Source organism: Algoriphagus iocasae (assembly GCF_014206875.1).
Taxonomy (GTDB): domain Bacteria; phylum Bacteroidota; class Bacteroidia; order Cytophagales; family Cyclobacteriaceae; genus Algoriphagus; species Algoriphagus iocasae.
The window spans coordinates 67,312-79,705 of the sequence record NZ_JACIJO010000006.1; the positions used below are offsets into that span (position 1 = coordinate 67,312).

At 39.1% G+C, this 12,394-nt stretch carries 9 protein-coding genes; 6 read left to right on the forward strand and 3 right to left on the reverse strand.

Annotated elements, in window-relative coordinates:
• Window positions 1-76 precede the first annotated feature (76 nt).
• Together FHS59_RS22505 and FHS59_RS22510 are read left to right on the forward strand one after the other, a co-directional pair.
• A complete protein-coding gene (locus tag FHS59_RS22505) occupies window positions 77-1,345 on the forward strand; it encodes an alpha/beta fold hydrolase (RefSeq protein ID WP_184498520.1) in 1,269 nt (422 codons plus the stop codon).
• 74 nt (window positions 1,346-1,419) lie between these two features.
• Window positions 1,420-2,829, forward strand: coding sequence for a sulfatase (locus FHS59_RS22510; RefSeq protein WP_184498522.1), 1,410 nt, complete (start codon window positions 1,420-1,422; stop codon window positions 2,827-2,829).
• A gap of 17 nt (window positions 2,830-2,846) precedes the next feature.
• On the opposite strand, the gene FHS59_RS22515 is transcribed toward FHS59_RS22510, so the two are convergent.
• Together FHS59_RS22515 and FHS59_RS22520 are read right to left on the reverse strand one after the other, a co-directional pair.
• Window positions 2,847-3,530 carry a response regulator transcription factor gene (locus tag FHS59_RS22515; protein WP_184498524.1) on the reverse strand — a complete coding sequence of 228 codons (684 nt, stop codon included), beginning with the start codon at window positions 3,528-3,530 and terminating at the stop codon, window positions 2,847-2,849.
• Complete coding sequence (locus tag FHS59_RS22520) at window positions 3,527-5,050, reverse strand: sensor histidine kinase (protein ID WP_184498526.1); 1,524 nt, start codon at window positions 5,048-5,050, stop codon at window positions 3,527-3,529. The genes FHS59_RS22515 and FHS59_RS22520 overlap by 4 nt, the downstream gene beginning before the upstream one ends.
• Window positions 5,051-5,162: 112 nt before the next feature.
• Here FHS59_RS22520 and FHS59_RS22525 point away from each other — a divergent pair, with 112 nt between their 5' ends.
• The 4 genes from FHS59_RS22525 to FHS59_RS22540 all read left to right on the forward strand — a co-directional run bounded on the left by FHS59_RS22525 (window position 5,163) and on the right by FHS59_RS22540 (window position 11,195).
• Window positions 5,163-5,993, forward strand: coding sequence for a GLPGLI family protein (locus tag FHS59_RS22525; protein WP_184498528.1), 831 nt, complete (start codon window positions 5,163-5,165; stop codon window positions 5,991-5,993).
• Window positions 5,994-6,025: 32 nt separating this feature from the next.
• A complete protein-coding gene (locus tag FHS59_RS22530) occupies window positions 6,026-8,710 on the forward strand; it encodes a carboxypeptidase-like regulatory domain-containing protein (protein WP_184498530.1) in 2,685 nt (894 codons plus the stop codon).
• A 146-nt stretch (window positions 8,711-8,856) separates the two neighbouring features.
• Window positions 8,857-9,954, forward strand: a complete 1,098-nt coding sequence (locus tag FHS59_RS22535) for a Gfo/Idh/MocA family protein (RefSeq protein ID WP_184498532.1) — start codon at window positions 8,857-8,859, stop codon at window positions 9,952-9,954.
• Window positions 9,955-10,211: 257 nt separating this feature from the next.
• Entirely contained in the window at window positions 10,212-11,195 is a 984-nt protein-coding gene (locus FHS59_RS22540) for a c-type cytochrome (RefSeq protein WP_184498534.1), read from the forward strand.
• A 7-nt stretch (window positions 11,196-11,202) separates the two neighbouring features.
• Here FHS59_RS22540 and FHS59_RS22545 read toward each other — a convergent pair whose 3' ends face one another.
• Window positions 11,203-12,297 (reverse strand): Gfo/Idh/MocA family protein, encoded by a 1,095-nt coding sequence (locus tag FHS59_RS22545; protein WP_184498536.1) that lies wholly within the window; start codon window positions 12,295-12,297, stop codon window positions 11,203-11,205.
• Between the last annotated feature and the right edge of the window lie 97 nt (window positions 12,298-12,394).

Sequence of the window (12,394 nt, forward strand, 5' to 3'; positions counted from 1 at the left end):
TCTATAAATCAGCCAGAAATATTTGAAAAGCAGATTATATGACATAAATTATTAGTTCATTATAATCCCTTGTCAAATGAAAAAGATATTTTTAGCAGGACTGATAGTGGTTTTAACTATTAATTGTTCCCTTCAAGCTCAAGTGAAGTACGATACTGTTGAGGTCAATGGGAGCCAAATACAAGTTAGAAAGATTGGTTTAGAGGAAAGAAAAATTAAGCAGCCAATAGTCATTTTTGAGGCTGGGTTGACTGAGGAATTGAATGTTTGGGATCAAGTGGTAGATCAGGTAGCTGAATTTTCACCGGTCCTATCTTATAGCCGCTCCGGTATAGGATGGTCTGAACTAATGGGAGAGAAGGTTACTGTAGAAAGTAGGGCGGATCAGCTTCAATTATTACTGGAAACTCTTGAAATTGAGCCTCCCTATATTTTGGTTGGAAATAATTGGGGGAATGAAGTGACCCGAGAGTTTGCTGTTAAATACCCAAATCAAGTCAAAGGAATGATCTACCTTGATCCAGTGATGGATTTGGAGAATGTTGCAAATTTGACCGCATATTTAGATGAAAAAGGATTAGATGGCGAGTTGCTTGGGCAAGAATATCTTGAATTTCAGAAATTTTTAAAAAGTCGCCATTCAGACGTAAACGAACAGGAAGTAAATTCATTTTTGGGGCTTTTAGAAGAGAATAAGCTTAACTGGAAAGCCAAAGAAAATCCCAACAAGAAATCAATCATAATACTTGGGAGAGGAAATGATATGTATCCTATGATGGGCAAGCTTTCCATGAACTCTAGAGAATTCTACCAACTTATTATCGATGGAAAAGTTGAATTTTTTGAGGAATACACGCTTGAAAACAAAAATGCTTCCTTGGTCTTGACTTCAGGAGGAATGAATTTTCTTCCCAATCAAAGATCGTTGGAGATCACAATGGCTGTAAAGCAATTAATTAATACGGATGTTAATCTGTCTATCATGTCAGCTGCATTGGAATCTGACCCTCAAGAATTTGAAGGATTTATAAATGGCTTAGAAAGCTACATTATAAAGTCGCTTTTGAGTGAGAGGGTCTACAATATGCTAGGCTATAGTCTTATGAGACACGATAAAAATGAACAGGCTTTAGTTTTATTCGAGAAAAATCTAGAAAGAAATCCTGAATCGGCCAATGTTTATGATTCCTATGGAGATGGATTACTTGCTCTTGGGAAAATCGAAGAAGCGATTCCTTACTTTAAAAAAGCGATTGAATTGGGGACTGAGAATTCCCATCGCGATTTAGAATTATTCAGGAAAAATCTTGCCAAGAGTAAAGAAATGCTCGCAAGTCAAAATTGATATTAATTGAATTGCTTTTATCAGAATTCCGGGTTTTCACTCGGAATTTTTACTTTTAGGCAAATTCAAATTTTATGAAGCGAATATTTTTGGTGCTTTCCCTTATAGGCTTAGTTGCGTTACCTGCATTTCCCCAAGATTTCAATGTCCTGATTATTCATGTAGATGATCTGGGCTGGGCAGATATTGAGCCATTGGGAAGTGATTTTTATGAAACACCTCATATTAATCGGCTCGCTTCCGAAGGGATTCTATTTACCAATTCCTATGCTGCTGCGGCTATTTGTTCTCCAACCAGAGCGGCGATGCTGACAGGGAAATATCCGGCAAGATTGGGGATTACGGATTGGATACGTGCAAAATTCCAAGGAGTGACTACTTCCGGTTTGCCAAGAGAGTATGAAGTTTTTGAAGATAAACCACTTAAGACCCCAAAAATCCAAGGCTTTTTGCCACTCGAAGAAGTGACGATTGCCGAAAGGATGAAAGGTTATGGCTACGAGACCCTTCATGTGGGGAAATGGCATTTGGGAGAAGAAGGCTTTTATCCTACAGACCAAGGTTTTGATGTGAATATAGGAGGTAATGATTTGGGCCAACCACCGAGTTATTTTGATCCCTATTTGCCAGCTCAACCAAGAGATTTCTATGAGATCACCACTTTGAAGCCACGGAAAGAAGGTGAATTCCTAACTGATAGAGAAGGGGATGAAGTAGTTGACTACATTCGAAGTAAAAAAGAGAAGAAATTTTTTATTCATTGGGCTCCATATGCTGTTCACACGCCGATCATGGGAAAGCCTGATCTGGTGGAGAAATACAAGCAAAAAGAGCCAGGAAATCAAAGAAATCCTGAGTATGCTGCCTTGGTGGAAAGCGTAGACCAGAATGTAGGAAAAGTGATTGAAGCTTTAGATAAGCTGGGCTTGAGAGAAAAAACATTAGTGATTTTTACATCCGATAACGGTGGTTTGATTTGGGATTATGAGAACCCAATTACCAATAATTATCCACTAAAATCACAGAAAGGCTATCCATACGAAGGGGGAATCAGGGTGCCGACGATTGTCAGTTGGCCAGGAAAACTCCCGATGGGAGCTCTTAGTGAAAGCCCAATAATTACGATGGATTGGATACCGACTATCTTGGATTTTATGGGAGAGAACCCTGTTCAGGAAGGATTGGAAGGAATTTCATTGAAGCCAATTTTGGAAAACCCGTCTCAGAAAGTTGATCGGGATCTGTTTTGGCATTTTCCTCATTATCGATTAAATGACATAGTTCCTTATGCGATTGTCAGATCAGGAGATTATAAGTTGATCCATTATTTTGATGGAAGTCAGGATGAGTTGTATAATCTTGATTTTGATATGGAGGAAAAAGTCAATGTTATTTCGACGCGTAAAGCCATTGCCGATCAGCTTCAAATCAAACTTGAGAAGTGGCTAGAAGAGACTGGAGCAAGATTGCCTGTGGAAAAATGATTCGTGACGAAAGGTTTTTAGCAAACTAATTTGTACCCATATCCCCGAATATTCAGGATTTGGATCTCTGGATCATCCTGAAGTTTCTTGCGGAGTTTGGTGATAAAAACGTCCATGCTACGGGCGTTGAAGAAATCATCTGCTCCCCAGATTTGAGTCAAAATCAGACTTCTGTCGGTGATGTCATTGCAGTTTTCTAGAAGAATTTGAAGTAGCTGGGATTCTCTGGCAGTTAATGGAGATTCACTGTCGCCTAATTTTAGCAATTGTCTCGTAGGATGAAACTCGAATTTACCTATCTGAAGCCAATCACTTTGCTGGGTTCTAAGAGCTTTTCTGTCCAGTTGTGCATTAATTCTGACGATCAATTCCTCCATGCTAAATGGCTTTCGGATATAATCATTTGCACCGTATCCAAACCCTTTGACAACATCCTCAGTCTGGCCTTTTGAAGTGAGAAAAATGATAGGCGTAAAAGGATCGATTTTCCTTATTTGCTCGGCAAGGCTGAATCCATCTTTCTTAGGCATCATTACATCCAAGACCAAAATATCAGGTTTGTTAGATTTATATTTTTCCCATGCAATTTCCCCGTTTGAGCATAGAATTACCTCAAAATCCCGGCTTTCCAAACTTTCCTGGATGATCATCCCCAATGAGATTTCATCCTCCGCCAGTACTACTTTTGTTTTTGCATTCATGGCCAAGTCGTGGTAAAGGAAGTGCTTTTTGCTGCGATCTGTAAATCGATCTCTCCTCCGTGTTTTTCAATGATTTTTTTGACGTAATAAAGACCAATTCCAAAGCCTTTTACATCATGAAGATTTCCTTGCGGAATGCGGTAAAATTGTTCGAAAATCCGTTCTTTTTGCCCTGAGGATATTTTTCCTCCATTATCCCAAATCTTAATTTTGGTTTTATTGCTTTGATCCAGACTGATTTTTATCTGATCACCACCATATTTGATGGCATTGTCCAGCAGGTTAGAAATTACATTTTCGAAGTGAAAAGAGTCCACCAAAATCGGATGAATCTGAGCTGGGACCTGCAGTTCGATTTCTTTCTCTGGTGCCAAAGTCTGGTACTTTTGAAGCAGGCTTCGGAGGATCGGTTCAGGGTCAATTTCTTCCATTCTCAGCATCAATTGCTCCGAATCCAAGGTGGCGGTTTCCAGTAACTTCTCCACCATCAGGTTCAGTTTGTGCAACTGCATTTTTGAAATCCCCAAATATCGCTTGTTCTTTTCAGGGTCGTTTGTCGGGTTAAACTGCTCGATTCCTTCGATCGCCGAAAGGGTGGTCGCAATAGGGGTTTTGAATTCGTGGGTGATGTTAGAGATCAGGTCTTGCTTGATTTCTGCTACTTCTTTTTGATTTTTTATCGTCTGGTAGAGATAGTAGAAAGCATAAGAAATGATCATTAAAAAGATCAAAGAAGTCAAAATCTCGAAGATTCCTCTTTTGAGAATATTGAGTGCAGTGTTTTCAAAATACAATTCTAATTTTTGTCCCCTTGGCAAGAAAGTAGAATTAGAAACAGTTTTAAAAGGCATTTGCTCCAAGGCCGGATAATTATAGGAACCAGCGATGGTGTCTTTTTCGAAATGCAACATTCCATAATCTATGCTGATCCCTTTTCGGTCCAAATCTGCTTGAAACAGTTCATTGATTTTATTGAAATTCAATGAATCACGAGTGATCGAAATGATAATCGTATTGGTCAAAGCTTTGAGTCTGTGAATGCTGTCCGCCGATTCCAATCCTCGAAAAATGTTGATGTGATTTACCTCATCCACTGCCATGTTTTTCAGCGAATCAAAACTCAGTTTTGGAATAAAATCAAAATCGCCAATTGAATCTCCAGTGGACAAAGAAGCTCTAAGAGAATCAAATCCTTCTGCCGATTCCAATGTTCTCAGAATCATTTTGCTCTTTCCTATTCTTTTAAAAAAGCTTCCTTTGATGCTATCGGTGTCAACTGAGTCTGGGATAGTAACGGTGCTTGTTTTAGGAGTGGATTCGGTAAAGGTGAAAACATCAGTTTTTGCCAAATCAGCAAAATAGGCTTCCAAAGCATTGTCTAAACTCAACTGGATATCACTGATTAGCTGATCCTCAATTTGATGAAATTGAGAGATGTTTCGGTAAATCTGCACAGCGATGCTGATCACCAAAGTGAACCCGATAAGGATACCAATACGCTTGAATTGCAGCTTTTTCACGATGCTAAATTAGGAGCATAGAAATTGAAAACCTGAATGTTAACACACGTTAACACTGGTTAACTCAGCTGTTTAGGCCGATTTTAGTTCTTTGTAGCAAAGAAAGATAACTATGAAAACCAAAATTTTACTACTCGGATTTATTGTTTTAATGGCTTTTGTCGGAACGACGAATGCTCAAGGATTGACTGGAAGAGCTTACTATAAGTCTTCATCAAGTTTCAAGTTTTCCATGGATAGCTCCAAAATGGCTCCAGAGGCAATGGCAGATATTCAACGCCAGTTGAAAAAGCAAATGGAAAAAGAGTATGTACTGACTTTCACACAAGGGGAATCGAATTGGAAACAAGCAGAGAGTTTGGGGTCTGGCCCAGCTTCAGCTTCTTCTGGTGGAGCGACAATCGTCATCAACACCGGCAGCAGCGACTTGGTTTTGTATAAAAACCTAGCCGATCAAAAATATCTTGAAGAAAAGGATCTGATGGGAAAAGAATTTTTGGTCAATGATAAATTGAATAGTTACGATTGGGAATTGTCGGATGAAACCAAAACCATTGGGAATTACACCTGTCAAAAAGCAACCTATTCGAAAATTGTAGACTCCAAGCGCTTTTCCACAGGAATGGAAGAAATGGAATCTGTAAAAGACACAGTGCTTATCGAAGCTTGGTACACCCCGCAAATTCCTGTCAGCCATGGACCTTCAGAGTATTGGGGATTACCAGGATTGATTTTGGAACTTCATAATGCTGGATCTACCCTAATCTGCGAAAAAATTGTCCTGAATCCTGAGGAGAAAGTAGAGATTCAAATTCCCAATAAAGGGAAGGAAATGAGCAGTGCAGATTATCGAGCTTTGGCAGAGGAAAAGATGCAGGATATGATGAAAAAATACCAAGGAAAGCCGGGAGAGAATCAGATGGTTATCAAAATCGGGAATTAATAAACCGCTAAAATCAAGAAAACTAAACCAACATGAAATTGATTTTTAGGGTTTTTGTAGGAGTAATTCTACTGAGTTTGATGTCTTTTTCCGGCTTTTCCCAGACGAAGAATTTTGTAGGGCAAGTTTTGGATTCCTTAAATCATCCTATCAGTTACGCCAATGTGGTGGCTGTCAATCAAAGCACCCAGAAGATCGGCGCTTTTGCAATCACCAATGCGGAAGGGCGATTTAAACTAGCTTTGGTTCCAGGTTCAGAATATTTGATTCGAATCTCATTTGTAGGGTATAAGCAGTTTGAAAGAGTGTTTACAGAATGGTCTCCTGACGAGCCTATTCAAGTGGTTTTGTCCACTGATGAAACCATGCTGGATCAGGTAGAGGTGGTAACAGAATTGCCAGTAACGATGCAGGGAGACACGCTAACCTATAAAACAGATGCTTTCACCACCGGAACAGAAAGAAAGCTCAAAGATGTTTTGGAGAAACTTCCGGGATTTGAAGTGGATGAAGATGGGGGAGTAAAAGTTCAGGGAAAGACAGTGGATAAAGTCATGGTAGATGGGAAGAATTTTTTTGACGGAGACACCAAATTGGCCACTAAAAACTTGCCTGCAAATGCAGTGGATCGCGTTCAGGTACTAAAAAATTTCAATGAAGTTTCTCCGATTCGAGGTCTGGATAATGACGAATCTTTGGCATTGAATATTCAACTGAAAGATGGAAAGAAAAGGATGGTTTTTGGGGATTTGCAAGCTGGAGGAGGTCCAAAAGAAAGGTATTTGGGACATGCCAATGCTTTTTATTATTCCCCAAAACTTAATCTGAATTTAATCGCAGATGCAAATAATGTCGGGGAGCTTCCTTTCACCTTACAAGACTATTTCCGGTTTAGTGGAGGAATGTCAGGCCTAGGAAGTAGAACAGGTTCTTCTATTTCCCTCAGTGGGGAAGATATGGGGATTCCAATGGCGCAACGAAATAATGCGGCATCCTTAGAAACTGCATTGGGAGCGTTTAATTTAAATTACCATCCAAGTTCTAAATGGAGGCATTCTGGGTTTATTATCGGGTCAACTTCTGAGAATAAGCTGGGTAGCAATTCTCAGCGTACCTATCTGCGAAATGATGAAAATAACCAGGAAAATCTGAGTACAGCCAGTACTGTAGAGAACGCCTCTGGATTGATGAAATATGCTTTGACCTATACTCCTAGAGAGGAAACCTATGTGAAATACTCGGTCTTTGGCAAAATGTCTGATATCCAAAATAGAAATATCATGGATTCTGATTTTGGAAATTTTAGACAGCAAATCAATAATCTCCAATCAAGAAGACCTTACAGCATTCAGCAAAAAGCAGAATGGTATCATGCTCCTTCGGAAAAAAGGGTTTTTTCGATGGAACTCAACTGGGAGAAAAAGTATCAGGATCCGCTGTATGATTTGACTACGAATCAGAAACCATTTGTAGGATTACTTCCGGTGATGGATAGCGAGTCTTACCGGTTTTTACAACAGCAAGAAGTTCATTCGAGGACTTTAGAGGGGTCCTTTAACTATTATCATATTCTCAATGCCACCAATCACTTGAATTGGAATTTAGGATATACCAATACCAGACAGGATATGATTTCCGGTTTGAATCAGATTTTGCCAGACTCTGAGAATTCTTTTTCAGAATTTTCTAATGACAATCGTTTTGGAATTCAGGACGCGTATTTGGGAATGACTTATAAAACCAAATGGAAGGATTTAATATTGAGTCCATCGGTTTTTGCTCATCGTTATGCATGGCAGGATATCCAGTTTGAAAACCAAAGAGATACCGAAAAGTTTCTGTTCTTGCCTGGTATGTATGCCAAATGGGCTATTAAATCAAACCGGTCTTTGGTTTACAGATTCCAGCAAACAGCGAGTTTTATGGATGTGCAGAAGCTTGCCGAAGGGTTTGTTATTCAAGACTACAATTCCATTTTTACTGGTAACAGGATGTTGGATAATGGCTTGTTTTCCAATCATTCACTTTACTATACCCATTATGATTTCTTCTCATCCCTGAATATGTATGGGACTGTAAATTGGCAGCGAAAGAAAAATGATATTGTAAATACCACGGATTTTCAAGGCATTAATCGGTTTTTGACAGTAATGAATATTGAGCCGGTGAATGAGACCTTGAATGGGAATTTCAATGTGGATAAGAAATTCAACACCTTCAAAATGAGTGCAAGTGGAGGTTGGAATTCATTCACTACCAATAACCTGATCAATGATGAGGTCAATCAGAACAAGCAATTCTCGCAGAATTATCAGTTGAAAGGGACTACTACCTTTTTCAAAAAAGTAGAGGTCGATTTGAGTTATACATTTGCGACCAATAAATACCAAGGTCAGAGCACTCAAAACACTTTCAATACCCATACTCCAAAAATCGAAGTAGACTGGGATATTTGGAAGGGATTAAAACTAAATGCGGACTACGCACTGAATACCTATAATAACAAGGGCTCTGGAACTCAAAGTGAATTTGATTTTCTAAATGCTTTTTTGAGTTATCAAGGAAAATCAAGCCCTTGGGAGTTTAGAGTTTCTGTTTGGAATATCTTAGACACCCGATCCATCCGTAGAGATAGCTTTACAGATAACCTGATTAGTACCTATTCTTATTTGGTTCAACCTAGGTATGGTTTACTGACAATCAAGTGGGATTTGTAAAATAATAAAGGAGCTTGTTAGAATATCAAGCTCCTTTATTATTTAATTCGAGACATTTTTCTTGCATCATCTTTTTTGGCTCGGGTTTATTTTTCGATTAACTTAATGAGTACCAAATTTTTATTCATCCACCAAACCCTGATTTCATGAAACTAATTACCAGAAGAGATTCTATCAAAGGTATTACTCTAGCAACCGGAGCCAGCTTGATTTCCCCTTTTTCTATTTTCGGTAAAACCCGAAAAAAAGATAAACTGGGTGTTGCACTTGTTGGGTTAGGATATTATAGCACAGATCTTTTGTCTCCGGCACTCCAACAAACCGAAAATTGTTATTTGGCTGGCATTGTGACAGGTACGCCATCAAAAATCCCTGTTTGGAGAGGGAAATATAATATCCCTCAAGGCAATGTTTATAATTATGAGAATTTCGATTCCATTGCGGATAATCCAGAAATAGATGTGGTCTATGTCGTTTTACCCCCTTCCATGCATAAAGAATATGTAATCCGAGCTGCCAAAGCTGGGAAGCATGTTTGGTGTGAAAAACCCATGGCAGTTACTGCAGAGGAATGTCAAGCGATGATTGATGCCTGTAACGAAAATGGCGTGAAGTTATCGATTGGTTACCGATGTCAGCACGAGCCAAATACGATGGCGTATCAAGATATAGTAGATAATAAAAAATTGGGGAATGTATTAAACGTGGACTGCGCAGCAGGATATCGTGAGGGAAGAACGGACCATTGGAAGCAGAAACGTGAAATGGGGGGCGGTGTAATTTATGATATGGGGGTATATTCGATCCAAGGGGCAAGGTTAGGGACAGGCATGGAGCCAATCGCTGTTAAAGCTGCAAAAGTATGGGCAGAGCGACCAGAAATCTACAAGGATGGATTAGGGGAAGTGGTGGAAGCACAGCTTGAGTTTCCAAACAATGTAATGGCGACCATCAAAACTTCGTTTTTTGAGAATACAAACTTCCTAAACATCCAGTGCGAAAAGGGTAAGATAGAAATAGCTCCTTTCTCAGGATATAATGGCAACAAAGGGAAAAGTCCATTAGGAGAAATTAATTTTCCTTACCAAGTTCCTAGTCAACAGGCATATCAAATGGATCGCGATGCCAAGTCCATTTTGGATGATCAACCAGTCTTAGTGCCTGGAGAAGAAGGATTGAGAGATATCCGAATTGTGCAGGCAATTTTGAAATCTGCTGAGACAGGCATGCGAGTAGCACTCTGATTTTTCATAGAAACTGAAAAGAGTAAAGCCGGCTTCATTCAAATGAAGCCGGTTTTTTTAATAACTAAGAATAATACAATGGTTGATTAAAAAATTATATTTAACTTATTAAACCATAAAAAACTGCATTTCAAATAGTTAAAACTGTTTTTAGGTAGAAGTATTTTTTGAATTTACTCCAGTTTAGATTTTTTTAAGACTGAAGTTGAATTCATTCCATGTATTTGAAATTTATTTTCCACCAATATAGATTAGGAATGAAAAGAGTTTTGAAATTTTTCGGTTGGATGGTTGGCGTTATTGTCATCATCGTTTTGTGTTTTGTGGGCTTTGTTCTCCTCAAATGGGATCAGAAGTATGATGCACCATATCCTGAATTAGCGGCCAGCTCGGATTCTACCTTGATTGCAAGGGGAAAATACCTTGTTTATGGACCTGCTCATTGCGCTGGATGCCATAACACTGCGGAGCGATCGCTTGAAGTAGATAATGGGAAAGATCTTTTACTGATAGGCGGAGCTGAATTTGTATTTGAGCCTGGAGTCATCAGATCTAGAAACCTTACTCCAGATTTGGAAACGGGAATAGGGAAGCTGACAGATGGAGAAGTGGCTCGAGTAATGAGAAATTCGATAGGAGCTGATGGCCGACCCATATTTCCTTTGATGCCATTTCAGAATATGTCTGATGAAGATGTCGTTGCGATTTTATCTTATTTGAGATCTCAAGAGCCCGTCAATCATTTTGTGAAGCCTACAGAATATAGTTTTATGGGCAAAGCTGTTCTAGCTTTTGGCTTGATAAAGCCAGAAGGGCCTTCGGGAACCCCACCAAAATCTATAGCAATTGAGCCATCAGAAGTTTATGGGAAATACTTGGCTAATTCAGTAGCCAATTGTGTGGGTTGTCACTCCCCAAGAGACCTAATGAGTGGTGAGTTTATAGGACCAAAATTCAGCAGAGGATTGGAGTTTGAAGAAGCGCCAGGAGCTAATTTTATTACTCCCAATTTAACGCCGGATCCAGAAACCGGAATAATTGCAGATTGGTCTGAAGATGCTTTTGTGGCTAGGTTTAGAGCTGGAAGATTATATGAACATTCCCCCATGCCTTGGGGCAGTTTTGCTAGAATGACAGATGTAGATTTAAGAGCTATCTATCGCTATTTGATGGCTTTAGAACCAGTGTCTAATAAGGTGGAAAAAACCCAATACATGCTAGAAGTGAATCCTGTAAATTAAGAAATTGCTATTTCAGGAAAACGGTCTTATGTGTATTAGAACTTTCTACTGCAGCTTCCAGGATTTCTACGACGATTTGATTGTTTTCTAAGGAACTTAAATCAAATGGTGAAAGTGTTATTTCTCCTCTAATCACTGATTTGAAGAATGTGAAAGGATCATCAAACGGTGCTTCTCTTTTTTCAAACTTTAAAGTTTCTTCATCAAATCCATCATAGCCTTCTGCCATTCTTATTCTTAATGTTTTTCCATTATCAGCAAAAAGAGCACCTGTCAATCCATAGATTTCCATGTCTTTTCTGCCTATAGGCCAGTTCCAGGATGGTTCTAAAATAACCTGTGAATCTTCATAAGTAAGGATTATTGTGGCATCATCATCTACTTTTGGGTTGTTTTCTGGTTGTAATTGCTGAGTAACTGCAGTGACTGAGATGGGGCGTTTCCCCTCGTGAAGCCAAGTAGATAGATTCGCACCATAGCAACCAAAATCGATAATGGCACCACCACCATTTAATTTTGGATCTGTCAACCATTCTAGAAACTCAGAACTGACATTGATCTTTTTTGGGCCACGATGACCATCCCTTACAATAAGTTTTCTCATGGGACCAATTGCACCTTCAGAAAGAATTTCTTGGGCTTTTTCTACCGATGGATACCATGTAGTTTCATAGTTAGTAATCAGATGGATTTGGTGCTTTTTGGCTAATGCAGCCATTTTTTCAGCATGGTCTACACTAACTGCCAAAGGCTTTTCTACCATCACATGAATGCCTTTTGGAGCTGCAGCTTCTACTACAGACAAATGATCAAAAATATTTCCAAAGGCAGTTACAGCTTCTGGTTTAGTTGCAATCAGCATTTCCTCCAAATCATCAAAAACCAAGTCCATAGAAATTCCATATTGACTCGTTAATCGCTCTGCCAGTTCTTTATTCGACTCTGCAATACCGACAATTTCAATATCATCTCTTTTGTCAGCATCCAAAATCCACCCGACATGCCCATGAGTCAACCCTGCGACGCCAACTCTAAGTTTCTGCTGACAAAATGCCTGAAAACTCATCAGAAAAATCAATGTAATTAGCGTGCTGCGTTTCATAGGATAGGTGTTTTGGGAAATGGAATTTCAATTTATTGGAATAAAATGAGTAGAAAAATTTGATCATCAGCTAAAGTCAAAAAATCTAATTGGAAAT